The 23,589-nt window shown below is 37.5% G+C and carries 30 protein-coding genes and 1 pseudogene; 13 read left to right on the top strand and 18 right to left on the bottom strand.

Annotation, left to right across the window (positions count from 1 at the left end):
* Nucleotides 1-2: 2 nt before the first annotated feature.
* Nucleotides 3-728: a 1-acylglycerol-3-phosphate O-acyltransferase gene (locus tag A1D26_RS01865; RefSeq protein ID WP_157402406.1), complete on the bottom strand. Its 726-nt coding sequence runs from the start codon at nt 726-728 to the stop codon at nt 3-5.
* 185 nt (nt 729-913) lie between these two features.
* On the opposite strand from A1D26_RS01865, the gene tpx reads away from it, so the two are divergent.
* Entirely contained in the window at nt 914-1,411 is a 498-nt protein-coding gene (gene tpx / locus A1D26_RS01860; RefSeq protein WP_157402405.1) for a thiol peroxidase, read from the top strand.
* Here the strand turns inward: tpx and A1D26_RS01855 are convergent.
* Nucleotides 1,408-1,656: pseudogene (locus tag A1D26_RS01855) on the bottom strand (hypothetical protein); the annotation flags it as partial. The gene tpx and the pseudogene A1D26_RS01855 overlap by 4 nt on opposite strands.
* Nucleotides 1,657-1,794: 138 nt before the next feature.
* On the opposite strand from A1D26_RS01855, the gene kdsA reads away from it, so the two are divergent.
* The 7 genes from kdsA to A1D26_RS01820 all read left to right on the top strand — a co-directional run bounded on the left by kdsA (nt 1,795) and on the right by A1D26_RS01820 (nt 7,591).
* The gene (kdsA, locus tag A1D26_RS01850) at nt 1,795-2,646 is read left to right on the top strand and encodes a 3-deoxy-8-phosphooctulonate synthase (protein ID WP_157402404.1); all 852 of its coding nucleotides are present in this window, start codon (nt 1,795-1,797) and stop codon (nt 2,644-2,646) included.
* Nucleotides 2,647-2,775: 129 nt separating this feature from the next.
* Nucleotides 2,776-3,723: a 2-hydroxyacid dehydrogenase gene (locus A1D26_RS01845; protein WP_157402434.1), complete on the top strand. Its 948-nt coding sequence runs from the start codon at nt 2,776-2,778 to the stop codon at nt 3,721-3,723.
* Nucleotides 3,724-3,732: 9 nt separating this feature from the next.
* Nucleotides 3,733-4,278, top strand: coding sequence for a superoxide dismutase family protein (gene sodC, locus A1D26_RS01840; protein ID WP_157402403.1), 546 nt, complete (start codon nt 3,733-3,735; stop codon nt 4,276-4,278).
* A 77-nt stretch (nt 4,279-4,355) separates the two neighbouring features.
* Entirely contained in the window at nt 4,356-5,537 is a 1,182-nt protein-coding gene (locus A1D26_RS01835) for a lipoprotein-releasing ABC transporter permease subunit (RefSeq protein WP_157402433.1), read from the top strand.
* Complete coding sequence (gene yczE / locus A1D26_RS01830) at nt 5,530-6,186, top strand: membrane protein YczE (protein ID WP_157402402.1); 657 nt, start codon at nt 5,530-5,532, stop codon at nt 6,184-6,186. Before A1D26_RS01835 ends, yczE begins: the two co-directional genes overlap by 8 nt.
* A gap of 25 nt (nt 6,187-6,211) precedes the next feature.
* Nucleotides 6,212-6,721, top strand: a complete 510-nt coding sequence (msrA, locus tag A1D26_RS01825; protein ID WP_157402401.1) for a peptide-methionine (S)-S-oxide reductase MsrA — start codon at nt 6,212-6,214, stop codon at nt 6,719-6,721.
* 144 nt (nt 6,722-6,865) lie between these two features.
* Complete coding sequence (locus A1D26_RS01820; RefSeq protein ID WP_157402400.1) at nt 6,866-7,591, top strand: glutathione peroxidase; 726 nt, start codon at nt 6,866-6,868, stop codon at nt 7,589-7,591.
* Nucleotides 7,592-7,801: 210 nt separating this feature from the next.
* Here A1D26_RS01820 and fmt read toward each other — a convergent pair whose 3' ends face one another.
* On the bottom strand, nt 7,802-8,755 hold the full coding sequence (gene fmt / locus A1D26_RS01815) for a methionyl-tRNA formyltransferase (protein ID WP_157402399.1): 954 nt from the start codon (nt 8,753-8,755) through the stop codon (nt 7,802-7,804).
* Between the two features lie 170 nt (nt 8,756-8,925).
* On the opposite strand from fmt, the gene A1D26_RS01810 reads away from it, so the two are divergent.
* Together A1D26_RS01810 and A1D26_RS01805 are read left to right on the top strand one after the other, a co-directional pair.
* Nucleotides 8,926-9,186, top strand: a complete 261-nt coding sequence (locus A1D26_RS01810; protein ID WP_157402398.1) for a type II toxin-antitoxin system prevent-host-death family antitoxin — start codon at nt 8,926-8,928, stop codon at nt 9,184-9,186.
* Between the two features lie 8 nt (nt 9,187-9,194).
* On the top strand, nt 9,195-9,614 hold the full coding sequence (locus tag A1D26_RS01805; RefSeq protein ID WP_157402397.1) for a type II toxin-antitoxin system VapC family toxin: 420 nt from the start codon (nt 9,195-9,197) through the stop codon (nt 9,612-9,614).
* Between the two features lie 131 nt (nt 9,615-9,745).
* Here the strand turns inward: A1D26_RS01805 and A1D26_RS01800 are convergent, their stop codons facing one another.
* From A1D26_RS01800 to A1D26_RS01790, 3 genes are read right to left on the bottom strand one after another with little or no spacing between them, the layout of a single operon-like run.
* Nucleotides 9,746-10,747 (bottom strand): DNA-processing protein DprA, encoded by a 1,002-nt coding sequence (locus tag A1D26_RS01800; RefSeq protein ID WP_157402396.1) that lies wholly within the window; start codon nt 10,745-10,747, stop codon nt 9,746-9,748.
* A 10-nt stretch (nt 10,748-10,757) separates the two neighbouring features.
* Nucleotides 10,758-11,444 (bottom strand): amidophosphoribosyltransferase, encoded by a 687-nt coding sequence (locus A1D26_RS01795; RefSeq protein WP_157402395.1) that lies wholly within the window; start codon nt 11,442-11,444, stop codon nt 10,758-10,760.
* On the bottom strand, nt 11,419-12,045 hold the full coding sequence (locus A1D26_RS01790; RefSeq protein ID WP_198303030.1) for an HAD hydrolase-like protein: 627 nt from the start codon (nt 12,043-12,045) through the stop codon (nt 11,419-11,421). Before A1D26_RS01790 ends, A1D26_RS01795 begins: the two co-directional genes overlap by 26 nt.
* Nucleotides 12,046-12,165: 120 nt before the next feature.
* Between A1D26_RS01790 and A1D26_RS01785 the strand changes: the two genes are divergently transcribed.
* Complete coding sequence (locus A1D26_RS01785) at nt 12,166-12,561, top strand: helix-turn-helix domain-containing protein (protein WP_157402393.1); 396 nt, start codon at nt 12,166-12,168, stop codon at nt 12,559-12,561.
* Nucleotides 12,562-12,624: 63 nt separating this feature from the next.
* On the opposite strand, the gene A1D26_RS01780 is transcribed toward A1D26_RS01785, so the two are convergent.
* The 5 genes from A1D26_RS01780 to A1D26_RS01760 all read right to left on the bottom strand — a co-directional run bounded on the left by A1D26_RS01780 (nt 12,625) and on the right by A1D26_RS01760 (nt 17,726).
* Nucleotides 12,625-12,990, bottom strand: a complete 366-nt coding sequence (locus tag A1D26_RS01780; protein ID WP_157402392.1) for a HepT-like ribonuclease domain-containing protein — start codon at nt 12,988-12,990, stop codon at nt 12,625-12,627.
* A complete protein-coding gene (locus A1D26_RS01775) occupies nt 12,987-13,277 on the bottom strand; it encodes a nucleotidyltransferase family protein (RefSeq protein ID WP_035492202.1) in 291 nt (96 codons plus the stop codon). Before A1D26_RS01775 ends, A1D26_RS01780 begins: the two co-directional genes overlap by 4 nt.
* A 213-nt stretch (nt 13,278-13,490) precedes the next feature.
* Complete coding sequence (locus A1D26_RS01770) at nt 13,491-13,916, bottom strand: universal stress protein (protein WP_157402391.1); 426 nt, start codon at nt 13,914-13,916, stop codon at nt 13,491-13,493.
* Between the two features lie 72 nt (nt 13,917-13,988).
* On the bottom strand, nt 13,989-16,622 hold the full coding sequence (locus tag A1D26_RS01765; protein ID WP_157402390.1) for a TRAP transporter permease: 2,634 nt from the start codon (nt 16,620-16,622) through the stop codon (nt 13,989-13,991).
* A 141-nt stretch (nt 16,623-16,763) separates the two neighbouring features.
* A complete protein-coding gene (locus tag A1D26_RS01760) occupies nt 16,764-17,726 on the bottom strand; it encodes a TAXI family TRAP transporter solute-binding subunit (RefSeq protein ID WP_157402389.1) in 963 nt (320 codons plus the stop codon).
* Nucleotides 17,727-17,901: 175 nt separating this feature from the next.
* On the opposite strand from A1D26_RS01760, the gene A1D26_RS01755 reads away from it, so the two are divergent.
* Nucleotides 17,902-18,510 (top strand): YigZ family protein, encoded by a 609-nt coding sequence (locus A1D26_RS01755; RefSeq protein ID WP_157402388.1) that lies wholly within the window; start codon nt 17,902-17,904, stop codon nt 18,508-18,510.
* 21 nt (nt 18,511-18,531) lie between these two features.
* Here A1D26_RS01755 and A1D26_RS01750 read toward each other — a convergent pair whose 3' ends face one another.
* The 7 genes from A1D26_RS01750 to rpmH form a co-directional block, all read right to left on the bottom strand.
* The gene (locus tag A1D26_RS01750) at nt 18,532-19,260 is read right to left on the bottom strand and encodes an HvfC family RiPP maturation protein (RefSeq protein WP_157402387.1); all 729 of its coding nucleotides are present in this window, start codon (nt 19,258-19,260) and stop codon (nt 18,532-18,534) included.
* Between the two features lie 18 nt (nt 19,261-19,278).
* Nucleotides 19,279-20,172: an HvfB family MNIO-type RiPP peptide maturase gene (locus tag A1D26_RS01745; protein WP_157402386.1), complete on the bottom strand. Its 894-nt coding sequence runs from the start codon at nt 20,170-20,172 to the stop codon at nt 19,279-19,281.
* Between the two features lie 78 nt (nt 20,173-20,250).
* Nucleotides 20,251-20,583 (bottom strand): oxazolone/thioamide-modified RiPP metallophore HvfA, encoded by a 333-nt coding sequence (hvfA, locus tag A1D26_RS01740; RefSeq protein WP_157395642.1) that lies wholly within the window; start codon nt 20,581-20,583, stop codon nt 20,251-20,253.
* A 29-nt stretch (nt 20,584-20,612) separates the two neighbouring features.
* A complete protein-coding gene (locus A1D26_RS01735) occupies nt 20,613-21,089 on the bottom strand; it encodes an HvfX family Cu-binding RiPP maturation protein (RefSeq protein ID WP_157402385.1) in 477 nt (158 codons plus the stop codon).
* Between the two features lie 222 nt (nt 21,090-21,311).
* Nucleotides 21,312-21,599 carry a membrane protein insertion efficiency factor YidD gene (gene yidD / locus A1D26_RS01730; protein WP_157402384.1) on the bottom strand — a complete coding sequence of 96 codons (288 nt, stop codon included), beginning with the start codon at nt 21,597-21,599 and terminating at the stop codon, nt 21,312-21,314.
* Nucleotides 21,548-21,922: a ribonuclease P protein component gene (gene rnpA, locus A1D26_RS01725; RefSeq protein WP_157402383.1), complete on the bottom strand. Its 375-nt coding sequence runs from the start codon at nt 21,920-21,922 to the stop codon at nt 21,548-21,550. Before rnpA ends, yidD begins: the two co-directional genes overlap by 52 nt.
* A 45-nt stretch (nt 21,923-21,967) precedes the next feature.
* Nucleotides 21,968-22,102, bottom strand: coding sequence for a 50S ribosomal protein L34 (gene rpmH, locus A1D26_RS01720; RefSeq protein ID WP_005599701.1), 135 nt, complete (start codon nt 22,100-22,102; stop codon nt 21,968-21,970).
* Nucleotides 22,103-22,397: 295 nt separating this feature from the next.
* Between rpmH and nhaA the strand changes: the two genes are divergently transcribed.
* Nucleotides 22,398-23,588 carry a Na+/H+ antiporter NhaA gene (gene nhaA / locus A1D26_RS01715; protein ID WP_157402382.1) on the top strand — a complete coding sequence of 397 codons (1,191 nt, stop codon included), beginning with the start codon at nt 22,398-22,400 and terminating at the stop codon, nt 23,586-23,588.
* Nucleotide 23,589 lies beyond the last annotated feature (1 nt).

The raw sequence follows: 23,589 nt of genomic DNA, 5'->3' as shown, positions 1-23,589 counted from the left end.
TTTTACTTTTTTTGTTCTAATTGAGCCACTTCTTGATCTAATTCGGCTAATTTATTTGCCATGAGTGTGTGGCATTTTTCCATCAGTTCTTTAATATTTTCTCGGTTGTAGCCTGTGGTATCAACGGGCTCAAGCATTTCACAAATAACGGTGCCGTTATCCCAGCGGTTGAGATCAATTTTATTATGTAAGCTTGAGCAAACAACGGGCACAATTGGCACGCCAGCAGCAACGGCTGTGTGGAATGCACCTGTTTTAAAAGGCAACAAACCACGCCCACGGCTTCTTGTGCCTTCTGGGAACATCCAAATAGATACTTGTCTCTCTTTGATAATCTCCGCCACTTTATTCATTGTGCTAATTGCACTGCTGCGTTTTTCTCTATGAATAAAAATGTTGCCTGTTGCCCAATAAACCAAACCAAAGAAAGGAATCCAAATTAAACTGCGTTTTCCAACACTGACTGTTCTTGGTGGCATCATCGAAGAGATAGTAAGCATATCGTAGTTATTTTGATGATTACCAATATAAATAGCAGGATGAATTGCGTGTTGTCTGCCACGCATAATCAATTTAAGACCGACTAAGCGATGAAGTGAACCAAAAGATCGAGCAACAACCCCCACAGAGCTTGGGTGACGAAGGCGAGCTAATGCATAAAGAGTTCCAACAACACTAATAACAATAGAAGCAATCGCAACCGCAATAACACGCAAAAACATCAACATAATAAAATACCTTTAACAAAAAAACTGAAGATAAAGTATAACGAAAATGGCTAAAATTACCATAAACAAACGCTATGATTTACGTTGAATCAATTTATTAAATCAATTTTCATTACAACAAAAAATCGTTATATTAGTATTGCTTTTAAAGCATCGCTCATTTAATTTTGAAGAAAGGACAGATTATGACCCAAATTACATTAGCAGGTAACCCAATTGAAGTAGCGGGTACATTTCCAGCAAAAAATACAACTGTTGAAAATTTCACTTTAGTAAACAATGGCTTAGAAACTGTTGCATTAGCAGATTTTTCAGGAAAACGTAAGGTATTAAACATTTTTCCGAGCATTGATACTGGCATTTGTGCAACTTCTGTGCGTGTTTTCAACCAAAAAGCAGCTGAATTAGCAAACACAGTGGTACTTTGCATTTCAGCAGATTTACCTTTTGCACAAGATCGTTTCTGCGGAGCAGAAGGCATTGCCAACGCTCAATCACTCTCAACGTTCCGTAATAAAGAGCTACATACGCAATTAGGCGTAGATATTGCAACAGGGCCTTTGACAGGTTTAACAGCTCGTGCTGTGATCGTGCTAGATGAAAATAACACTGTTTTACACAGTGAATTAGTACCTGAAATTAAACAAGAACCAAACTACGATGCTGCATTAGCTGTGCTTTAATCTGATAGCGGTACGTTATTGAAAATAATTTGGGGCTTTCCTAGATAACTAGAACAAATTCTCCCTCTTAAAATGGAAATTTGAATTTTTAAGTCTCTGTCACAACGCCATATACATTCCTTTAAATAAAGCTCAAAATGCTCTTTAGGAATACGCATTAAACTTGCGTAAATGGCGTTTTGTTTGAATCCAAAAATTATCAATTCCGTTAATATAATTTGTTTTTCTACAAAATGCGTGCAGTGACACCTGCCACGAAAAACCCAATGTGGCTTGTTTGTGCTAACTTAGACGACTTTTTCTCATTCAGATATTTTATCCTAAATGGAATTTTAGTAAGTTATATAGGGCAGCCCCAATAATTTTTATAAGGATAATAGGAAATGAATAAAACAATCTCTCTTGGCAATGTACATATTGCAAATGATAAACCCTTTGTACTTTTCGGTGGAATGAACGTATTAGAAAGTCGTGATATGGCAATGCAAGTTTGCGAAAAATACGTTGAAGTGACCCAAAAATTAGGTGTGCCTTATGTCTTTAAAGCCTCTTTTGACAAGGCAAATCGTTCTTCTATTCACTCTTATCGTGGGCCGGGAATGGAACAAGGCTTAAAAATTTTCCAAGAGTTAAAAGATACATTTGGCGTTAAAATTATTACAGACGTACACGAAATTTATCAATGTCAGCCTGTTGCTGAAGTGGTTGATATTATTCAGCTCCCTGCATTTCTTGCTCGTCAAACTGACTTAGTTGAAGCAATGGCTCGCACTGGTGCGGTTATCAATGTGAAAAAGCCCCAATTTTTAAGCCCAGGGCAGATGGGAAATATTGTTGAGAAGATTGAAGAGTGCGGTAACGATAAAGTCATTTTATGTGATCGTGGAACGAACTTTGGTTACGATAATTTGGTTGTCGATATGCTTGGCTTTAGTATTATGAAAAAAGTATCAAAAGGTTGTCCAGTGATCTTTGATGTCACGCACTCGTTGCAATGCCGAGATCCTTTCGGTGCAGCATCGGGCGGTCGCCGTTCTCAAGTGACTGAACTTGCCCGTTCGGGATTAGCGGTGGGATTAGCGGGATTATTCTTAGAGGCTCATCCAAACCCAAATCAAGCAAAATGTGATGGCCCATCAGCATTACCACTTTCCGCTTTAGAAGGTTTTGTTAGCCAAATGAAAGCGGTAGATGATTTAGTGAAATCTTTCCCCGAATTAGATACATCAAATTAAATAATAACGGTTAGCGTTGTCGCTAGCCGTTTTTTATAAACAAAAGTCGTTTGTAAATTTTTTGTTAAAACTAACCGCTTGTTATATAGTCACGATAAATTTATACAATAAGAAATAAAGGAGTTAATGATGTTGAACATTGTTTTTTTAGATAGAACAGGAGTGCCAGCAAGCCACGATATTCCACGTCCAAGTTTTCCACATAATTGGGTTGAATATGATCGCACTTCAGCAGATGAAACTTACGAACGAGCTAAAGATGCAGATATTGTGGTGACCAGTAAAGTGGTTTTTAATAGTGAGCTTTTAGCAAAATTACCAAAATTAAAATTGATTGCGATAACCGCAACAGGAACCAACAATATTGATTTAGTTGCCGCAAAAGAGCTGGGTATTGCGGTTAAAAATGTAACGGGATATTCATCAGTGACAGTACCTGAACACGTTTTAGGAATGATCTTCGCTCTTAAACATAGTTTAGTTGGCTATCATCGAGATCAAATCGCTTCTGATCGTTGGGCAACCTGTGGGCAATTCTGCTATACCGATTACCCGATTACAGATGTGCGCGGTTCAACATTAGGCGTTTTTGGTAAAGGGTGCTTAGGCACAGAAGTTGGGCGTTTAGCACAACTACTAGGAATGAATGTGCTTTATGCAGAACATAAAGGTGCAACAACCATTCGTGAAGGTTATACCGCATTTGAAGATGTTTTAAAACAAGCCGATATTGTTACATTGCATTGTCCATTAACTGAAACGACACAGAATTTGATCAATGCAGATACATTAGCCTTAATGAAACCAAGTGCTTACTTAATTAATACTGGACGTGGTCCTTTAGTTGATGAAACAGCTTTATTACACGCCCTTGAGAATGGTGTGATTGCAGGGGCTGCATTAGATGTATTAGTGAAAGAACCACCTGAGAAAGACAACCCGCTTATCCAAGCAGCAAAACGTTTACCTAATTTATTGATTACCCCACATATTGCGTGGGCGAGTGATTCCGCAGTAACTACTTTAGTCAATAAAGTCGCACAAAATATTGAAGAATTTGTCGCAACGGGAAAATAGGAGACTTCGATGAAAACAAAAACAGCAGTTGCATTAGCATTCGCTTCATTATTTGCTTTTTCAGCACCAGCAATGGCAAATGAAATGGCAAAAATTGAAGTTAAAGTTCAACAATTAGACCTACAAAATGGTAATAAGGATGTGGGTGTTGTGACGATTACTGAATCGCCTTATGGTTTAGTCTTTACACCAAATCTAACAGGACTTTCTCATGGGTTACATGGTTTTCATATTCACGAGAACCCAAGCTGTGAACCTAAAGAGAAAGATGGAAAGTTAGTTGCAGGTTTAGGTGCTGGCGGGCATTGGGATCCAAAAGGAACGAAAAAACATGGCTTCCCTTGGGTAGATGATGCTCATTTGGGAGATTTGCCTGCATTAACGGTGGATCACGATGGTAATGCAACTAATCCTGTACTTGCCCCACGCTTGAAGAAATTAGATGAAGTAAAAGGGTACTCATTGATGATTCACGCAGGTGGAGATAACCATTCTGATCACCCTACACCTCTTGGTGGTGGCGGTCCACGAATGGCTTGTGGCGTAATTAACTAAAAAATAACACAGCATAAGCGGGTAGATTTTGGTAGAATTTTACCAATTTCTACCCGCTTATATTTTTTAATAAAATGATGAATTTTAAGATCCCTTTATTTATTGCATTACGCTACTGGCGTTCTAAGAGTGGCGACAAATTTGGCCGATTAGTCACTAATTTGGCCAGTTTAGGCATTGTCTTAGGTGTCATGGCATTGGTAATTGTATTGTCGGTAATGAATGGTTTGGAGAATACCCAAAAACGCAATTTACTTTCAACGTTACCCCACGCTATTGTTACGCCCAATGAACGTCCTTGGGATGTACCAAAATCACTGCCTGCTCCGAATTTTATTGATAAAGCAGTAGTTATTAACCGAGCAAATGTCATTATTCAAAGCCAGCAAGGTATAAATGCAGGACAGCTGATTGGCGTTCAGTCGAATAGCGATGATCCTTTACTAGCAGAAATAACAAATCTCTCGGATTATCTGCCAAATAACCAGTACAATGTGGTTATTGGTTCTCGCCTAGCGCAGCAATTGAATTTAAATATAGGCGATAAAATCCGTTTAATGATTACGGAAAATAGTCAATATACTCCATTTGGACGAGTACCTGTTCAGCGATTATTTACTATATCTGAGATTTACTATTCCCAAAGCGAAGCAAGTGAATATATCTTATTTGCTAATCTGAGTGATGTGGGGCGTTTATTACGCTTGGAAGAGACTACTGCACAAGGATTGCGACTATTTTTAGCTGATCCATTCCAAGTAACTGAGCTTGCTCAATATTTCCCCGAGAATAATTGGCAAATTAACGATTGGCGTGAACAGAAAGGGGAATTTTTCCAAGCAGTGAGAATGGAAAAAAATATGATGAGCTTGTTGATTAGTTTAATCATTATTGTCGCCATTTCGAATATCGTGACTTCTTTAAGTTTAATGGTGGTTGATAAACAAGGCGAAATTGCTATTTTACAAACACAGGGATTAACAAAAAGCCAAGTAATGCAAATTTTTGTTGCACAGGGTGCGATAGTGGGTGTTATCGGAGCATTATTAGGGGGCGGGTTAGGTCTCTTAATTGCTCAACATTTATCAGAGATACTTAATTTTATAAACCCTTTAGGCGTAGTGTTACCTACAGAAGTTGCCTATTCACAAGTTGTGATTGTATTACTTTCATCAATGGCATTGTCCTTATTATGCACGCTTTACCCAGCTTATCGAGCAGCTAAAATTGAACCAGCAGAGGCGTTACGTTATGAGTAGAAAATCGCCAATCCCCAAAATGCCTTGGGCGGCTGATCATCAATGGCAGTTAAAACCTTATTCTTTATTCGTTATTTGTTTTGCAATGGCGTTGATGGGAATCGGCGATGGATTGTTGGTATTGGCTAATTTGGGGGCAACACCTTGGACAATTTTTGCTCAAGGTGTGGCTTTACAAACAGGATTATCTATTGGTGTTGTAATTGCAATTGTAAGCTTAATCGTATTGTTATTATGGATTCCACTTAAATTACGCATTGGTTTAGGGACTTTGCTGAATGTCTTCATCATCGCACTTTTTGTCGATCTCACCGTCAATTATATTCCTACTCCATCAGGTATGATAGCTCGTATTTTCTTGATGATTTTTGCTATTGTTCTATTCGGCATTAGTACGACATTTTACCTTTCTTGCCAACTTGGAGCCGGACCTCGTGATGGTTTGATGGTAGGTGTTTGTTTAAAATATGGTTGGAAAGTTGGGGTTGTTCGTACAACCATTGAAGTGACAGTAGCTCTTCTAGGGTTATTATTAGGTGGCACATTAGGTATCAGCACTATTGCTTTCGCTCTTGGCGTAGGTTGGATTATTCAATTTACAGCAATTGCATTCCAACGTTTTTCTCGTCAAACAAGCGGTGAGATTTAATCAACATTTTACAAAGGGGTTATTAATGTCAAATATTAAAGAGATCTATTTAGCAGGTGGTTGCTTTTGGGGAACAGAAGCATTTATGCAACGCATCAACGGGGTGATTGATGCTGAATCTGGTTATGCAAATGGCGGTAGTTTAAATCCAACCTATAAAGATGTTTGTAATGGAAGTGGACACGCAGAAGTTGTCAAAGTGACTTATGATGCTGAGAAAATCAGCCTAGCAAAATTATTGGATTATTACTTTAAAGTGATTGATCCAATCAGTGTCAATCAACAAGGTGCGGATAAAGGTATTCAATATCGTACCGGTATTTATTATGTTAATCCACAAGATAGCCCGATTATTACTCAATCTCTCGCAGAATTACAAAAAGCCTATACTCAGCCATTAGCGGTAGAAAATGAGATGTTAGAACACTATTTTCCTGCTGAAGAATATCATCAAGATTATTTGGATAAAAATCCGAATGGTTATTGTCATATTGATATTCAGCTAATGAATGAGATCTTAAAAAATCAAGATTAGGCGAGATAAAATGGGATGTATCGGTAACCTTTACTGAAGTGTAAATTAGTGGAAGTTATAGTCAATTTTTATTATAATTGGTAGGCTACTACTGGATTTTTGCAGTATTTAGTTTATTCGATTTTGATAATAGGAGAAAATATTATGTCTACGATGGAAGGAAAAAAAGTTCCTCAAGTTACATTCCATACTCGTCAAGGTGATCAATGGGTTGATGTTACCAGCTCAGAGCTTTTTGATAATAAAACAGTCGTATTGTTCTCATTACCGGGGGCATTTACCCCAACTTGTTCATCAACACACTTACCACGCTATAATGAATTAGCTGCAGAATTTAAAGCATTAGGTGTTGATGATATTATTTGTGTATCAGTGAATGATACTTTTGTCATGAACGCTTGGAAAGCAGATCAAGATTGTGCAAATGTAACTGTATTACCAGATGGAAATGGTGAATTTACCGCTGGCATGGAAATGTTGGTTGATAAAAATGATCTTGGTTTCGGCAAACGTTCTTGGCGTTATTCAATGCTTGTTAAAAATGGCGTGGTTGAGAAAATGTTCATTGAACCAAATGAACCAGGCGACCCATTCAAAGTATCTGATGCAGATACAATGATTCAATATCTCAAACCTGATTGGAAAGCAAAACCATCAGTCTCTATTTTTACAAAACCAAGTTGCCCTTACTGCATTAAGGCTAAAGCTTTATTAGCTGAGAAAGGTTTCGCTTACGAAGAAATTGTGTTAGGTCGTGATGCTAGCACCACTTCTGTTCGTGCGATTACAGGCAAAACTAGCGTGCCACAAATTTTCATTGGTGGTCAATACATTGGTGGTAGTGACGATCTTGAAAAGTATTTTGCTTAATTTTTAAGAATTAAAGTTTACTAATATTAAAACTTAGCTCATATTACTGTGGGCTAAGTTTTTACATTTATATCTAGCATATTATTTTGTCTATTACACCTCCATTACACCGATAATTAAGAGTGAGAAGTAGACTAGCACACTTGCTAATCTAATACCGTCCCTAAACAATTCCTACCAGTTATTTAAATCCCATGTGCCGATAGTCTATTACCCCAAGATTTCACCAATCTTAAACCAATCACTGCGCCCGTTTAAAAAGTCTTGAATAGACATCGGTTTTTTACCCGAAGGTTGTAGTTGGGTAATGTTTAATACCCCCTCTTGAGTGGCAATTTGAATCCCGTTTTTATCAACAGCCAAAACAGTTCCTGCTGTTTCGGTTTGGTGTGGAAGTACGTTTGCTTGATAAATTTTGATGCGCTCTTCAACACCTTCTCGCTGTAATGTCAAATAAGCAATAGGTGCAGGGTTGAAAGCTCGAATGTTACGCTCTAACTGACAAGCGGTAAGATTCCAATCTAGTTTTGCTTCTTCTTTTGTTAATTTTTCCGCATAGTTTGCTAATTCATCTTGTTGTTTTTCTGGACTAAACTGACCGCTTTCCAAGCCATTTAATACGTCAATTAACGCAGGCGGTGCTAGTTTGGCAAGCTTAGCATAAAGTGTCGCAGACGTTTCTGTTGATGTAATAGGCGTTGTGACTTTATAAAGCATATCACCTGTATCTAGCCCGATATCCATTTGCATAATCGTAATGCCTGTTTCCTTGTCTCCAGCCCAAATTGCACGCTGAATTGGAGCTGCACCACGCCAACGTGGAAGTAGTGAACCGTGAACGTTTAAACAACCATACTTAGGCGCGTTAAGCACTGCCTCGGGCAAAATCAGCCCGTAAGCCACTACAACCATTACATCGGCATTAAGTGACTGTAGCTCTACTTGCGTTTCTTCTTTACGTAATGATTTCGGTTGATAGACAGGAATGTTATGTTCTTCCGCAAGTTGTTTAACAGGACTAGCTTGCAATTTTTTGCCACGTCCCGCAGGCTTATCTGGCTGAGTATAAACAGCAATAACGTTATGGTCTGAGTTAAGTAATGCTTGTAAATGGGTTGCTGCAAAATCAGGTGTGCCAGCAAAGATAATGTTTAGTTTTTTCATCGTTGATAATAAAAATGTTATTTTGTCGAATAACATTATTGTAACGTAAAAATGGTTTTAACGTTGAAACAAATTAGGCAATTAAATAATGTTCAATTTTTATACTTGCTCTATTTTATCAATCGAAGTAATATTGTATCTACTTAACTACATTATTAGGGGAGAACAAAATGCCAATTATGACCTGTCGTGAATTTAATCAACGTTCTAGTCAAGCTCAAAAAGCGGCGATGATTGAGCCTGTGATCATTACTAATCGTGGAGCACCCGCATTTGTGTTAATGACATATAGTGAGTATGAAAAAGCACAGCAGGCAAAACCATTTCGTTCTGCTTTAGATGCTTTATTGCCTATTGATGATGAAAATATTGATCTAGAATTACAACCACGCAGTCGTAGTCAACGCCGTCCTATAGATTTAGAAGATTAGGGGTAAAAATGTATTTACTTGATACAAATGTAATCAGCGAAGTGCGCAAAATTAAACAAGGTAAAGCAAACCCTAATTTTGTTGCGTGGTTTTCAACAATCTCAGAACAAGATATTTTTATCAATGCTATTGTGCTAATGGAAATTGAACGAGGTATTCTGGCGAAAGAACATAAGGATTTTCGCCAAGGTACTGTTTTGAGAACCTGGTTCGATAATGTCGTTTTACCGACATTTCACAGTAAAATCCTTAAAATAGACGAAAAAACAGCAGAGATCTGTGCCAAATTACATATTCCTGATCACGCTCCTGAAAACGATGCTTGGATTGCCGCCAGTGCTATTCAACATAATTTAACACTCGTTACTCGAAATTCGGCTGATTTTATACGCACAGGCGTAAAGTTGTTTAATCCGTTTGAAGTGTAAATTGATTGAATACAAGCGGTGAGATAGCAATATCAATTTGCAAATAGGTATAATAGCCACTCTTTCTGCTGTTTAGACTAAATATCCAATTATATGTCAGTCCGTTCAATATTGTCCTGAAATGATCTTCATCATAATTCAAACAATCCCATTTGCCCATCATCATTCATTTGCTTTGGTTGCCCCCTTTTATCTAGGTCTAGAATCTGCATTATCATTGGCATTGGATTTGTAGGATCAATTACAATAACCTTCGTATCTTGCATCACTTGGCGATTTAAATCATATTTTGGATTTTGTTGATATTTATCGTGATAAATAACTGCACGAGGAATACCATACTCTAAAGATTTCTCCATTGCGTGACGTGAGCCACTGTCAATTTTCAATGCGGTAGGATCTACACTATTCGGAGTATAACTGGCACTTAAGATTACAATATCACTAAATAGTGCTTGTAAACGATCTCGTTTAACATAACGAGAACTTAATTCCATTTTAGTGCTAGGTGAATCGAAATATTCAGTAATAAGTAATCCACCACTTTCAACTATTTGTTGAGAAAACTCACGATGTTTAACAGGCATTATATTATTTAATGGACTTGGCAAAATCGCCACCGTAGCCCCGCCAAATTTGAGTGTTTGATCGTGGGCGATAAAATCACATCCTTGAGCAAGACCGCTTACAATTACAGCATCTTTTTGCACTAAATGGCTAACGATTTTACGTTCATCCATTTCAGTATCTTCATCAGGTGTTAAAACACCAATTACTGCCACATTAGTATTTTCTAAACTTAATAAGCCTAGATCACCTTTATAAAAAAGGACGTTAGGTTGTTCACTTTCTTTTACTGTACCTCTATAGGTTGGGAATTTTTCATCTCCAATTGCTACAACCCCATCGCAGCTATCACCTAAAAGTAAAATCTGCTTTTCAATATGATTTTTTCTTTGCAAGAAAATATCTTCTGAAACAACTTCTTTTTTTACATTTTTTTCTAATAATTCAACTATTAATTCAAAAGGATAAATTTTTTTGCTACTCAAATTTTTATTGATCCAAGCATCTCCAATCCCATTGAACGTTTTTGCAGTAAGAATATTTAGAGCATTATCAGAATATTTCATTATTTTATCCTCAAAACGGAATCTCATCATCCAGCGTATCAATTGGATTGCCAAAACCAAAAGCATCGAACTTGATATTTCTTAAACTATCATTGTGGTGAACAGTTCTCGCCACTGTAAATAATACTACTTTATTTGCACCTTCATCTAATAATGCTTGAATACAATCTTCATCAATATTAATAGTTTTAGTGTAAATATCATCAATAAGTAAAATATTTTTTCCTTTTACACCGAATGAAACCAGACAGGTTTCCTTGGTAATGCCAGGGTATGGTAAATCTCCATCACCACCATATTCCGGTTTATGGTGGAAATGAGTCGTTCTCGTATTCTTGAATCTCTGAATCTGCTTTATATTTATTCCAATATCCAACGCAATCTGTCTCATTGTATCTGAAAAAAGAAGCTGATTAGGCTTGTAGTAATCTGTTGTCTTAGCTCGAGGCACTATACAAATAGTATCTAAATGTTCTTTTTTTATAATTTCACTGACCGAGTCATAACTGCTAACTAGAAGCTCCTTACAAGCATTATTTAAATCAACATTACTATTTGTTCCAAAGTCATTTTTTAGACAATTAATAAAATCTGGATTATTGGGTTTTCTCCAACCTAAATAATCTAAAACATAATAGGCTTGAATATTTTGATGTAAATATTCATTGATTTCAAGTTGATGAGAGTGTGAAAGCATTTTTAACTTCCTTAGGATTGATTTGAACAAGTCTTATGCCTGAAACCCCTGATAATTTTGCTGAATTAAGTTGATGTTCATCATCATCTATAATTACTACATCATCAGGGTTTAAATTTAATTGAGAAATGACCAATGAGTATTTGTCTAAACTGTCATTAGTGTAAAAAATACGATCGAATAGACCTTCTAAATTAAAAAAATCTAATATAGGAATAACACGTCTTGGATTTGCATTAGTAACTAAAATTATTTTTATTTCAGGATTAGATTTAATATCTTCTAGTACTCTAATCAAAGCCTGATTTTTTTGAATGTAGGACATAAAAGCAGGATATATTTTATTCTTATAAGCGGCAATTTTAGGTACATCAAGTCCAGTATTAAGTATTTCAAGAATAATCTCATAAAAACCTGTTTTCGTAATACGTCTATCAGGCATAGAGGAAACAATTAACTGATATTGTTCATCACTTACTTTGATTTGTGAAATATCCTCTATAGAACGTAGATAGGCAAGATTATTAGCTTCATTGGTAAACGCTAGCGTATTATCAAAATCAATGAGTAAGTATTTATAAGCTGGTAGATTATGCAACATAGCGAAACTTTGTAAAAAATCCTGTTGTAAGATTATGTCCATTCTACAAATCATTCACTTATGCTACAATCCACAAAAAATTCACATTACCTCCACAAAAAGTGCTGATAAGGTTAGGCTATGAATATCAATGATAAAATCCGTTTATTTCGTGAAGATCATCAGTTATCGCAAGAAGAAATGGCGACAAAATTAAGTATGTCCACTAAGGGATATGCCAAAATTGAACGTGGTGAAACAAGAGTTAATTTTGAAAGATTGGAACAAATTTTAGCTGTGCTAAATGCCGATATTTATGAATTACTAACTTATGGGGAAAATAAAGGAATTACTATCAGTACAGGGAATAATAATACTAATGCAAGTTCAAATATCTTCTTAGGTAATGATGATGTTGCAAAATTAAATTTAATGCTAGCCCATAAAGATGAAATTATTAAATTAAAAGATGAGACAATTGAAAGCTTAAGAAATGAAATTAGTCTGTTAAAAGAAAAACTGGCTAATACTAAATAGTAAGTAGCTCCAAATATAAAGCGGTAGGATTGTGACAAAATTTTGCAATATTTTATCATAATCCTACCGCTTATTTTGTGTCTCCAATATTAATGCTTCAATTTGAGTTAATAATTCAGGTACAGATGTAATAGCTGTTTCATAGACTACCACAAAGTCTAATTCAAAATAACCGTGAGCAATAACATTTCGCATACCTCTCATATAACGCCAAGGAATATGTTTATGTTGCTCAATAAATTCAGGATATTTATTGCTTAATACTGTAGCAATTTCACCCATTGCAATTAAGCTCATTGCGACAGCATTTTCGGAACGTTTATCACTTAAGAAGTCTTCTAAAGGCATACCTTCCACAAAAGCCTGAATATCTAAACAAAGTGAACGAATTTTGCCTAAATAATCAGGTACACGAAAATCGACACTCATAGTAATTTTGCCTCTGCTAATACTTGCTGACGAAATTTTTCAGGTAAACTGCGTGGGGTAAGAACATCAACTTTTATACCAAGCAAATCTTCCAATTCCATTTGCAAACCACATAGATCAAACATTGTCGTTTTAGGAGTGGTATCTACCAAAATATCTAAGTCACTGTTTTCGGTGTCTTTACCTTTGGCGACTGAACCAAATATACGCACATTCTCCACTGCAAATTGTCGGCTGATTGCCATAATTTCAGTGTGTTTAGCTTGAATAAGTTGAGATGGGGTCATAATCGGCACCTTTAGTCACTCTCGTTGGTGAAAAGTATAACGGAAAAGAGCTTGATTTGAAATTTTGAATAAGGCTTTTTCCTTTAATTCGGTATAGCGTTATGTTTAGCCGACAGAAAAATAAGATTTTCCTAATAACAAAAGCGGTAGGACTTCGCAAATATTTTGCAAATTGCAAAAATACCTTAAAACCCTACCGCTTGTATTGATTGTCTAACGCAAAATCAAAATCGGTTTATCGCTATTGCGTGCAACTTTAACCGTATTTGAACTTAAACCTTTCGCTTTTGGTTTACTACTTGCTAACATCACAATCAGATCGACCGATTTCTCTTCAGCAATACGGTTAATTTCTTCATAAATTGTACCATGCGCAACGATGTGTTGTACTTTCGAACCTGCCGGGAAATGCGTTTGAGTAAATTCGTGTAAGGCTTTATTTGCTTCTTCAATCACAGATTTATCAAAGTTCTTAGGTAAGAATGCGGAGATAAAACTATCATCAATCGGCTCAATAATGGTGACGACACGATAAATCGCATCAGGGTTATTCGCAGTAATTTGTAGTGCGGTATCCACAACAAATTTGGCACTTTTCAAATCACTTAAATCAATCGCAATTAAGAGTTTATTATACATATTGATTTCCTTTTAATAAGCGGTCAGATTTTTGCAAAATTTTTCAATCATCTCACCGCTTTAGCTTTTTAATTAAGGTTTACGGCGACGTTGATTCCAAGCAACCCCTAAAATGAGTAACAATGCAGGAATGAACATCAACTCTTTTGGTAATGAGTTTTGTGGTAAAGCTACATCAAGAATGGTTTGATCCCAATTTAAGCCGACTTTAGCGGCTGGGGACTCAAGCTCGACATTATCAATGATAATTTTCGGTGATGCTTTACCGTCAATCTCAATTTTCTCGCCTGTATCCAGTAACGTTAAACCAAGTGCTTTAATTCGATCTTCGCCACTATCACCTTGTGGTACAGTGAGCTGTGAGTAAAACTCAATTGGTTTACCGTATGGGTTTACACCCGCCACTTTAATGGTTAAATGTTGCCCCACTGGTGTTTTCGCAATTTCTTCAACCATTTGTGCAGGCTCAATATGGCGAGCAGTTGGTGAAATATGCTCCATAAAGAAGCCCGGTCTGAATAATACAAAGGCAGCAAAAATAAGTACGAGACTTTCCCACAGTTTATTTTTCACTAAGAAATAGTTCATTGTTGCTGAAGTAAAAATCAAGATACCAATAGTCGCACTCAAGAAGACTAAAATACCTTTCGCCCAACCTACATCAATTAACAATAAATCGGTATTGAAAATAAATAGGAATGGCAAAATAGCGGTTCTTAAACTGTAATAGAACGCTTGAACCCCTGTTTTGATTGGGCTACCGCCTGAAATTGCCGCAGCAGCAAAAGAGGCTAAGCCAACAGGTGGGGTTACGTCTGCCATAATGCCGAAATAGAAGACAAAAAGGTGAACAGCAATAAGCGGTACGATTAGACCATTTTGTTTACCTACTTCCACAATAACTAATGCCATTAAAGAAGATACGACAATATAGTTTGCGGTGGTTGGTAAGCCCATTCCAAGAATTAAACTGAAAATTGCCACAAGGATTAACATCAACAAAATGTTACCCATTGAAAGCATTTCAATAATGCCCGAAAGTTGTACGCCAAAACCTGTTAATGACACTGCACCCACAATAATACCTGCGGTTGCGGTTGCAATACCAATGCCGATCATATTGCGAGCACCAGACTCTAAACCATCTACCAGTTCTTGTACGCCTTGTTTGAATAATGCAGTTTTATTGCCCTGATCTTGACGGAAGAAACTTAATAGTGGGCGTTGAGTGACTAAAATAACAGAAAGAGCAGCCGTTCCCCAGAAAGCAGATAGCCCTGGTGACATTTGCTCAACCATTAAACACCACATTAACACAACAACAGGAAGAAGGTAATGTAATCCTGCATTCACTGTTGGTTTGCGATATGGCAATTTTGCAACTTGTGAATTTGGATCGTCCATTTCTAAATCAGGGAAACTTGCCACACGCTTAATTAACGCGAGGTATGCCACTGCTAATAATACACAGACAATTAAGAATGCAAAATCAGGTGTAACGGTTTTGATCCAACCTAAGCCATAGTAAACAGCACTTGCTAAAGCTACCACTGCTAAGATATAGCTTACAACTTTTAGTAGGGTAACAAGAATAGGGCTAATTGGCTCAACTCGCTCTAATCCTTTTAATCCCATTTTTTGAGCTTCTAAATGCACAATATAGACAAGGGCAATATAAGAAATCAGAGCAGGTAAGAATGCGTGAGTAATTAACTGGCTATACGGCATATTAACGTACTCAATCATTAAAAACGCTGCAGCCCCCATTACAGGTGGCATAATCTGACCATTCACTGATGATGCAACTTCAACAGCTCCTGCTTTTTCAGCACTCAAGCCGACACGTTTCATCATCGGAATAGTAAATGTCCCCGTAGTAACTACGTTGGCAATCGAAGAGCCAGAGACTAACCCTGTTAAAGCAGAAGAAACCACCGCAGCTTTACCCGGTCCACCACTTAAATGTCCTAAGTAAGCGAAAGCGGTTTTAATAAAGTAGTTACCCGCACCAGCTTTGTCTAACAATGCACCAAACAATACGAATAAGAACACATATTTTGTGGAAACACCAAGTGCGACACCAAATACCCCTTCAGTTGTGATCCACTGTTGGTTAATAATTTGAGAAAGTGAGCCTGAACGGTGGCTGATAATCCAGCTGGTTGGTAAAAATTGCCCGAAGTAGTTATACAACAAAAATACCACGGCGATAATCACTAACGGCAAGCCAAGACTACGGCGACAGGCTTCTAACAATAGTATAATACCTAAACAGCCTGCAATAATATCTTGTATATTTGGTGCACCAAAACGAGTCACCAAGCCTTCATAAAAGAAAATATAGTAAGCGGCAAGGAAAGCACCGAGCGTTGCAAATAGCCAGTCTTGATAAGGTACTCGATGTTTTGGTGAAGTCGCAAATGCAGGGAAAGAGAGATAAGCTAAGAACATTGCAAAAGCGAGGTGGATTGAACGTGCTTTTGTATCATCAATCACCACGTTGAGATCTAATCCCCAATTACGCAATACCTCTTGCAACCAAAATGGGAACGGTGATGTGTAATAAAGTTGGAATAACGACCATAGAATTGCCGTCGCAACAATAATCTTTTTGGTTAATCCTGATGGATTACGCCCTCCAGAGTCACTTGATGCCACCATATCTTGTAGGTCATCATAGCTGGCTGTTTTTTCTTGTGCGGACATAAATAAAATATTCCTAAAATGAGAAAACAAGCGGTCTGTTAGTTTAAAAATTTTGCAAAATTTTATACGCAACTAACCGCTTGTGATGTTGAACCGAAAAAGGCAGGAACTGACCTGCCTGTAAAAATAAAAGGGCTAAAATTATTTAATCCAACCTTTTTCTTTATAGTAACGTTCTGCTCCTTCGTGTAATGGTGCAGATAACGCATTTTTCACCATATCTTCTGCTTTTAAGTTCTCGAATGCTGGGTGTAAACGTTTGAAACGGTCAAAGTTATCAAATACCGCTTTCACTACCGCATAAACTTTATCTGCTTCAACATCAGTAGAAGTCACTAAAGTCGCATATACCCCGAAGCTTTCCACAGGGTTATCCGTACCTTTATATAACCCACCTGGAATAGTTGCTTTTGCATAGTAAGAGTTTTCAGCAACTAATTTATCAATTGCTTCGCCTGTCACTGGGACTAAGTGAGCATCACAAGATGCTGCGGCTTCTTTTAATGCACCATTTGGGTGACCAACGTTATAAGTGATTGCATCTAAGTTGTTATCACACATTACTGATGCCATTTCAGATGGTTTTAATTCAGACGCAACTTTAAATTCTTTGTCTGTCCAACCTTTTGCATTTAAAATCACATTCATTGTCGCACGAGTACCTGAACCAGGGTCGCCCACATTTACACGTTTACCTTTTAAATCATCAAAAGACGCAATTTTGGCATCGGTACGAGCCATTACGGTAAACGGCTCTGGGTGAATAGAGAAAATAGCACGCAATTTATCGTTTTTCTTCCCTTCAAAAGAGCTTGAACCGTTGTAAGCGTGGAATTGCCAGTCAGATTGTGCAATCCCCATATCCATTTGTTTAGCTGCAATTGAGTTTAAGTTAGCCACTGAACCACCTGTTGAAGGGGCATTACATTTTACTTGTGTTTTTGCAGTATCGCGGTTTACTAATTGACAAATAGACTGACCAACAACGTAATAAACACCTGTTTGACCACCCGTACCAATAGTAATAAATTTCTCTTCTGCTTGAGCAGAGATTGCAGTGGTTGCAAGTGTTGCGAATAAAGAAAGTTTTAATAATTTTTTCATCTAATGGATCCTCTTATCAGGAAAGAATAGAATATGTTGTGTTATGATTTGATTATCGTTAGAAAACAATAACAGGTAACAGATATACAAGACTTTTAAATGATACGCAAACGATTTCTTCATTAAATATGAAGAAAGTCACAATTTTGTTACAAATTTTTTACGAAAACAGAAAATGGAATATTTTATCCCCAAGGCAGAAATTATCTTTGAAGAAGAGATCAAAAAAAGCCGATTTATCACTTACTTGCGTCATACGGAAGGGTTAGAACAAGCCAAAGCCTTTTGGGCGGAGATCAAGCAACAACATCCACAAGCTCGTCATCACTGTTGGGCTTGTGTTGCAGGTTCGCCCAACGACTCACAACAATATGGCTTTTCTGACGATGGCGAACCATCAGGTACAGCAGGTAAGCCAATGCTTAGCTATTTGATCGGAAGTGGTTTGGGGGAAATCAGTGCGGTAGTCGTTCGTTACTATGGCGGGATTTTGCTCGGCACTGGCGGGCTAGTAAAAGCCTATGGCAACGGTGTGCAACAAGCCCTACTGCAAGTGGAAAAATTCCGCAAAGTTTTACGCCAATCTTACCGCTTACAATGCGAATATGATCAATTTAACAGCTTGCAACATCTCATTGATGAGTGGGATATTGTTATTGAAGAACAACAATTCAGCGATAAAATTGAGCTAACGCTCGCTATCAACCCGACACAAGTTGAAACCTTTCAAATGCTTTTAACCCAAAGGTTTGCAGGCAAGCTAGCACTTGTAAAAGCGGTTTGATAGTGGAATTTTTTTACAAGTTTAATTGCTTGGAATAACCGCCTCTCTTGCAATCCAAGTCATCCAAGTTTGTTGTAAAAGCGGTTTTAATTCGGCACTATTTGTGGTTAGTGTTTCCAGCTCTTGCAAAATAGCTGCTAATGATGCACTTTGTTCGCTCAAATAAGTGAGTAACCAGAAATCCAGTTGGTTTAAGGTTTGAAAATAAACACCAAATTCACTGTCTCGCCACACAATCAATTGAGTGGTTTGAGATGCCAATTCAACAAATTGGGAGCTAATAAAATCGCTCTCATAACTGCGTAAAAAAGCACAGCCTGATAATTTCATTTCTGTTTGTTCATCCCACTCAAATGATGACGGCACATTTTCTTGAGACACTTCTGCCAATAGCTGTGTATATTCAAAATCCATTAGCTCAAGAATGGCAGGCGTAAATAACTCTCGTTGTTGGCAAAAAGTGAGAAATTCCCCAGCGATATCTTGGAAATAAGGCGAATGGGCTTTTCCTTCTCGAATAAAGATTTCTTTGCTTTCTACCCATTGTGAACTTTCAAGATGTTTTGGCACTTCTACATAGCAACGATCGATAAATCCTAGGGTATTATTTCTGACTAAACGGGCGTAAACAGCTAAACGAGTTGGATCGTACGAATGCTCTGCCGATATACCTTGCCGAATAGCATTGGCAAGGGCTTGTTGAGTTTCGACAAGTTGATTATGGCTATTTGTGATATTTTTTGTGGTCATTCGCTTTCACCTTCCCCATTATTTTGCATATTTTCTTTGCAATTCAGCGATATGCTGTATTTCAGCACATAATTCTGAAAAGGGTGGAAAATTAAAATCACGTTCCAATAATGTTGGCGGAATATGGGGTAAACGCTGATAAGTATAATCAAGCAGATCCCAAACCGTTCCTTTTACCGCTTCACCGTGAGTGTCGATCAATAATTCTGGTAGATGGCGGAATTCTCCTTTGACTTTATTAAACGATTCGCCACTTTCATTGATAGGCGTGGTGGCAGAATGATCTTCATCGTGTCCTGCAATATGAATGTAATTTACTCGGCTCACATCGACATTATCAATAAACAGATAAGGATCGAGCAAATTGTGATTAACGCCATTTACATAAATGTTATTGACATCTAAGTGAATGCCGCAATCAGCTTCCTGAGCAATCGCATTTAAAAATTCCACTTCATTCATTGTGCTAGTTGGTGAGTGTAAATAGTAGGAAGTATTTTCTAGCGAGATGCGACAGCCTAAAAAATCTTGTACATCACGAATGCGTTGGGCTGTATGCTTTACAGCTTCATCAGTAAATGGCATCGGTAATAAATCGTACAAATGCCCTTCACATTCACAATAGCTTAAATGCTCGGAGAAAAAATGTGCGTTGTATTGTGTCATTAAGGTTTTTATTCCTTGCAATAGCTCTCGGTCTAAAGGGGCTTGTCCACCTAAAGACAAAGATAGACCATGAACGGCAAGGGGGATTCGTTCTGCAACTTGGTCAAATTGATAACGTGCTAATCCCCCCATTTTTAGCCAATTCTCAGGGGCAACTTCCATAAACTGAATCGTGCGGTTATCGGGTAGCTGTAAAAAATCTTCCGCTAAATCACGTCGATAACCTAAACCTGCTCCAACTAACATTATTTTCTCCTGTTAATTAAGCGGGTTGATTTGTAGAAAAAATAGCAGATCTACCCGCTTATTGTGTAACGTTATGGTTTACTTTGAACCACCACATTTACCTTCGCCGCATTTACCTTCAGCCGCTTTCATTTTTGGATCAGCTTTTTTATCGTGTCCACCACATTTGCCTTCACCGCATTTACCTTCAGCCGCTTTCATTTTCGGGTCAGCTTTCATATCATTGCCACCACATTTGCCTTCACCACATTTACCTTCTGCGGCTTTCATTTTTACGCATTTGCCATCTTTCATTTCCATACAATTATCAGTCGCCATTTTGTCCATTGACTTGGTTTCTGCACTCACTTGAGCTGAAACTGCCATTGCTAATGCACCTGCTAATGCGGTTAATGTTGTTACTTTTTTCATTTTAAGCTCCTATTCGTTTTTTTATAAAATTAAAGAAATTTCAACCATTTATAAGTTGAATGTTTTTTCTGTAAAAAATAATCTACAGAAAAGAACCCTGCTCCCTGCATTAAGAGCGGTAATAGCGTTACTAGATAAATCAACGGCATTTTAAAACCGCTATTACATACGTTATACCCTAGCCCTGCGTGAACCGCATACCAAGCAACCAAAGTTAAAACAGCTAAACTTAATGCACTAAATCGTGTGAATAAACCGAATGCAAGCAATACAGGAAAGAGTAATTCACTTCCCATTGCAACCACCCAGTTAAAATCCGCAGGTAAAAGATGAAACGGAAATGGAAACTGATCTTGAATTGAGCCAAACCAATTTTCTCCATTCCATTTTTCAATGCCCGCTTCTAAAAATTCATAGGCTAAAAATAGGCGGAGCCCTAATAAACCTAATCCTGTCGCTGACAAGCATTTAACCTGACACGCTGTCGGTGTTGCTTTTGTTAGCATTGTTGTCTCCTTTTATTTATTCTTTGCAAAATTAGACGGAGTGCTTTCTAGGTTCTTACAAAAATTTCAAGATTTTTTTGGAATAAGTTATAAAGAAAACAAAATATCATTATTCATCAATGAGTTATGATTAAAAAGAGTCGAGAAAGGAAATGAGTAATAAGTCTGTTAATAAGGATATTTGTGCATCAAGGGGCTTGTGTCTATTGTAGTTAGGATAGATTAAGACTTTTTATCACAATGACATTTTGGGGGAACAGGATCATCACCCCCTTCACTTAATGGATGGCAACGGCTAAGGCGTTTTGCGGTGAGCCAACTGCCTTTTATTGCTCCGTGAATACGAATTGCATCTAAGGCATATTGTGAGCAAGTGGGATAAAATCGGCAACGGGGGCCAAGCAATGGGCTAATGACGTAACGATAAAAATGTACCAATCCAAGCAATAAATAAGCAATTACGCTTGGTTTTGTTTGGTTTGTTGGGCGAGACGAATGTGGCGTTGCCATAGTTTTTCCAAAATCTCGAATAATTCTGCGTTACTTAATTTGCCAATGCCTGCTTTAGCAACAAAAACAAAATCATAATGAGGTAGCTGTTGCTGTTTTAGGCGAAAACTTTCTCGCACAATACGTTTAATTCGATTGCGATCGTGGGCTCGTTTTAAATGTTTTTTGGCAACAGTTAAACCTAAGCGGGGATTTTGAAGAGAGTTTTCTCTCGCAAGAAGCGTTAGTTGTGGAGTGCTTGCACGAAAAGGCTGTTCAAAAACAGCTTTAAATTGAACGGGAGCTAACAGACGTAGCTCCCGAGAAAAAGTTAGCTTATTCACACTAGTCACTTATTTAAACTAAGTGCTTTGGCTCGCTTACTGCTATTACGCAGATAAGCTCTTACGACCTTTAGCACGACGACGTGCTAATACTTGACGACCGTTTTTAGTTGCCATACGAGCACGGAAACCGTGAGTACGAGCACGTTTTAATACTGATGGTTGAAATGTACGTTTCATTTGCTATCTACCTAATAAATTAAATAACATTGGCTATGTGCCAAATAAGGATTACGAAAAATAGAGTGCGAATTCTACCGATAAAGAAAGTAAAGATCAAGGTAATTCATCTGTTAGTTAGAGTTTAATTGCTAAAAAGAGTACAACAAATAGCATAACGCCTAAACTTTAGGTGACTATTGTATCAGCAAGCGGTCAAATCCCAAGTATCCTTTACAAATGGATTTACCCTTGATTTATTAAGGTTACTTTGCTAAAAGATAGCTTTCAATGCGTCATTTTTTAGGGGGAAAGTATGATTCAATCAATGAAACAGTTTCTGAAAATGGAATCAGCAGGTGGGATTTTATTATTGATTTTCGCAACCTTTGCAATGATTTTTGCAAATTCGCCATTAAAAGAGCTTTACTTTGACTTTCTTGAAATGCCTGTGAGTATTCAAATTGGCTTATTTAGTATTCATAAGCCTTTACTAATGTGGGTTAATGATGGTTTTATGGCGGTATTTTTCATTCTTGTTGGTTTAGAAGTGAAACGAGAAATGCTTGTTGGGGCACTCTCTAGCTACCAAAAAGCAATTTTCCCAGCAATCGGTGCTGTGGGTGGAATGGTTGTGCCTGCACTGATTTACGCCTTATTTAACTTATCTTACCCCGAACATCAAGCTGGTTGGGCGATTCCAATGGCAACAGATATTGCCTTTGCAGTTGGTGTACTTGCTTTGCTCGGTAAACGAGTGCCTTTCGGCTTAAAAATCTTTCTACTTGCCCTGGCGATCATTGATGATCTTGGGGCAATTGTGGTAATTGCCATTTTCTTTTCTCACGAATTAAGTACAACAGCGTTAGTCTCTGCGACCATTGCTATTACTGTGTTAATTGCAATGAATCGCTTAAAAGTAACCGCTTTGTGTGCTTATTTAGTAGTTGGGATTATCTTATGGGCATCGGTATTAAAATCAGGCGTACACGCCACTCTTGCTGGCGTTATCATTGGTTTTTGCATTCCACTAAAAGGTAAAAATGGCGAAAAGCCGTTAATGGATTTGGAACATATTCTTGCACCTTGGTGTTCTTTTGTGATTTTGCCACTGTTTGCCTTTTCAAATGCAGGTGTTTCTTTATCAGGAATGGGCTTACATAGCTTAACTTCAACCTTAACCTTAGGGGTTACTTTAGGGCTCATTGCAGGGAAAACCTTGGGCGTATTTAGTTTCAGTTATTTGGCGGTTAAATTAGGCATTGCCAAATTATCTGATGACGTGAATTTGAAACAAATTTTTGCAGTAGCGGTACTTTGTGGTATCGGTTTTACAATGTCAATGTTCCTTGCTGGGCTAGCATTTGGTGGCGAAGAAGCCGATGGTAAATTTATGTCTTTAGCTCGCTTGGGTATTTTGATCGGCTCATCAGTTTCTGCGATTGTGGGTTATGTGTTATTAAAACGCTTTACTAAGCCTATAAAACTAGACAAATCAATAGGTTAAG

Source organism: Ursidibacter maritimus, from assembly GCF_009761395.1.
GTDB classification, from domain to species: Bacteria; Pseudomonadota; Gammaproteobacteria; order Enterobacterales; family Pasteurellaceae; genus Ursidibacter; species Ursidibacter maritimus.
Note: the sequence above shows the minus strand (reverse complement) of the source record. Positions and strands in the feature narration are given on the sequence as shown.

Excerpts from the sequence above, each read along its gene's own strand:
- A1D26_RS01865 (WP_157402406.1), bottom strand. The coding sequence starts at position 728 with ATGTTGATGTTTTTGCGTGTTATTGCGGTTGCGATTGCTTCTATTGTT.
- tpx (WP_157402405.1), top strand. The coding sequence starts at position 914 with ATGACCCAAATTACATTAGCAGGTAACCCAATTGAAGTAGCGGGTACA.
- kdsA (WP_157402404.1), top strand. The coding sequence starts at position 1,795 with ATGAATAAAACAATCTCTCTTGGCAATGTACATATTGCAAATGATAAA.
- A1D26_RS01845 (WP_157402434.1), top strand. The coding sequence starts at position 2,776 with ATGTTGAACATTGTTTTTTTAGATAGAACAGGAGTGCCAGCAAGCCAC.
- sodC (WP_157402403.1), top strand. The coding sequence starts at position 3,733 with ATGAAAACAAAAACAGCAGTTGCATTAGCATTCGCTTCATTATTTGCT.
- A1D26_RS01835 (WP_157402433.1), top strand. The coding sequence starts at position 4,356 with ATGAATTTTAAGATCCCTTTATTTATTGCATTACGCTACTGGCGTTCT.
- yczE (WP_157402402.1), top strand. The coding sequence starts at position 5,530 with ATGAGTAGAAAATCGCCAATCCCCAAAATGCCTTGGGCGGCTGATCAT.
- msrA (WP_157402401.1), top strand. The coding sequence starts at position 6,212 with ATGTCAAATATTAAAGAGATCTATTTAGCAGGTGGTTGCTTTTGGGGA.
- A1D26_RS01820 (WP_157402400.1), top strand. The coding sequence starts at position 6,866 with ATGTCTACGATGGAAGGAAAAAAAGTTCCTCAAGTTACATTCCATACT.
- fmt (WP_157402399.1), bottom strand. The coding sequence starts at position 8,755 with ATGAAAAAACTAAACATTATCTTTGCTGGCACACCTGATTTTGCAGCA.
- A1D26_RS01810 (WP_157402398.1), top strand. The coding sequence starts at position 8,926 with ATGCCAATTATGACCTGTCGTGAATTTAATCAACGTTCTAGTCAAGCT.
- A1D26_RS01805 (WP_157402397.1), top strand. The coding sequence starts at position 9,195 with ATGTATTTACTTGATACAAATGTAATCAGCGAAGTGCGCAAAATTAAA.
- A1D26_RS01800 (WP_157402396.1), bottom strand. The coding sequence starts at position 10,747 with ATGAAATATTCTGATAATGCTCTAAATATTCTTACTGCAAAAACGTTC.
- A1D26_RS01795 (WP_157402395.1), bottom strand. The coding sequence starts at position 11,444 with ATGCTTTCACACTCTCATCAACTTGAAATCAATGAATATTTACATCAA.
- A1D26_RS01790 (WP_198303030.1), bottom strand. The coding sequence starts at position 12,045 with ATGTTGCATAATCTACCAGCTTATAAATACTTACTCATTGATTTTGAT.
- A1D26_RS01785 (WP_157402393.1), top strand. The coding sequence starts at position 12,166 with ATGAATATCAATGATAAAATCCGTTTATTTCGTGAAGATCATCAGTTA.
- A1D26_RS01780 (WP_157402392.1), bottom strand. The coding sequence starts at position 12,990 with ATGAGTGTCGATTTTCGTGTACCTGATTATTTAGGCAAAATTCGTTCA.
- A1D26_RS01775 (WP_035492202.1), bottom strand. The coding sequence starts at position 13,277 with ATGACCCCATCTCAACTTATTCAAGCTAAACACACTGAAATTATGGCA.
- A1D26_RS01770 (WP_157402391.1), bottom strand. The coding sequence starts at position 13,916 with ATGTATAATAAACTCTTAATTGCGATTGATTTAAGTGATTTGAAAAGT.
- A1D26_RS01765 (WP_157402390.1), bottom strand. The coding sequence starts at position 16,622 with ATGTCCGCACAAGAAAAAACAGCCAGCTATGATGACCTACAAGATATG.
- A1D26_RS01760 (WP_157402389.1), bottom strand. The coding sequence starts at position 17,726 with ATGAAAAAATTATTAAAACTTTCTTTATTCGCAACACTTGCAACCACT.
- A1D26_RS01755 (WP_157402388.1), top strand. The coding sequence starts at position 17,902 with ATGGAATATTTTATCCCCAAGGCAGAAATTATCTTTGAAGAAGAGATC.
- A1D26_RS01750 (WP_157402387.1), bottom strand. The coding sequence starts at position 19,260 with ATGACCACAAAAAATATCACAAATAGCCATAATCAACTTGTCGAAACT.
- A1D26_RS01745 (WP_157402386.1), bottom strand. The coding sequence starts at position 20,172 with ATGTTAGTTGGAGCAGGTTTAGGTTATCGACGTGATTTAGCGGAAGAT.
- hvfA (WP_157395642.1), bottom strand. The coding sequence starts at position 20,583 with ATGAAAAAAGTAACAACATTAACCGCATTAGCAGGTGCATTAGCAATG.
- A1D26_RS01735 (WP_157402385.1), bottom strand. The coding sequence starts at position 21,089 with ATGCTAACAAAAGCAACACCGACAGCGTGTCAGGTTAAATGCTTGTCA.
- yidD (WP_157402384.1), bottom strand. The coding sequence starts at position 21,599 with ATGGCAACGCCACATTCGTCTCGCCCAACAAACCAAACAAAACCAAGC.
- rpmH (WP_005599701.1), bottom strand. The coding sequence starts at position 22,102 with ATGAAACGTACATTTCAACCATCAGTATTAAAACGTGCTCGTACTCAC.
- nhaA (WP_157402382.1), top strand. The coding sequence starts at position 22,398 with ATGATTCAATCAATGAAACAGTTTCTGAAAATGGAATCAGCAGGTGGG.